Annotated in this window: 1 protein-coding gene; it reads left to right on the plus strand. The window is 46.8% G+C overall.

Going from position 1 to position 940, the window contains the following annotated elements:
• A partial coding sequence (locus ACI77I_RS32025) for an Ig-like domain-containing protein (protein ID WP_407000209.1) occupies positions 1-906 on the plus strand: 906 nt, incomplete at its 5' end.
• Positions 907-940 lie beyond the last annotated feature (34 nt).

The raw sequence follows: 940 nt of genomic DNA on the forward strand, positions 1-940 counted from the left end.
AGCGTGGACACCCACTTTGTGGCGGATAAAACCACGGCGGAACTGATAGAGCTGAAAGTGCTGAAAAACGATTCTGTCGTTAGCGGTAAAGATGACGGCAATTCGAACGTCGTGAGCGCGAAAGTGGTGGATAAATATAAAAATCCCGTGAAAGGAACTGAGCTTCAGTTTAAACTGAGTAACAACGCGATATCAGACGCTGCCACCACACTTACAAACGATATGGGGGATGCCGGCTTTAGATTTCACAATACCCGAGCCGGCATTACTACGGTCTCTGTGAAACTGGGTGATAGAGAGCATTCAGTAGATACAAATTTTAAGGCGGATACAGCTACAGCCAGGATTGAGTTGAAGGCCAACAAGACCACGGTCGTGGCCAATGGTAAGGATGGAGTAAAGGTTACGGCGACAGCGCGGGATGTCCACAGTAACTTGCTGAACGATTTTGAATTGGGTCTGGCCGTCACTACCGGTACGGTGATGAGCAATACCAGAACTGGAGCGGACGGTAGCGCGACGATCGATTGGATCAGCGGTACTGCGGCCGCCAAGGGTGTACTCACGGTGACGTGGGACCTTATAAAGACTGCAAAAATTGATGTAGAGTTTTCTTCAATTTGGACGGGGAATCGATCAAATCCTTTAATCTTCAGCGCAGCTAAAAAGTACTGCGAACAACGGGGTGAGCAATTACCCTCCATTGAAGAGTTGAAATTGCTTTTTACGAGCAACTTTGTTTTGGGAGTTTATCTCTCGAGAGATCATTATATGAGCGAGGGCGGTTGGCCTGTTCATAACTATCTAGAATTCAGAATTTTAAACGGTCTTCCGGGCTATTACTTACATAATGTTGTTAGTGATATTTCTGGCACTAGGTTTATTTCGCAATGCGTGAAACGTTAGTCGGGTAGCCCCAGGTCATTACTGATCCAGGGTC

This window comes from Pseudomonas sp. D47 (genome assembly GCF_045447305.1).
In the GTDB taxonomy this organism is placed as follows: domain Bacteria; phylum Pseudomonadota; class Gammaproteobacteria; order Pseudomonadales; family Pseudomonadaceae; genus Aquipseudomonas.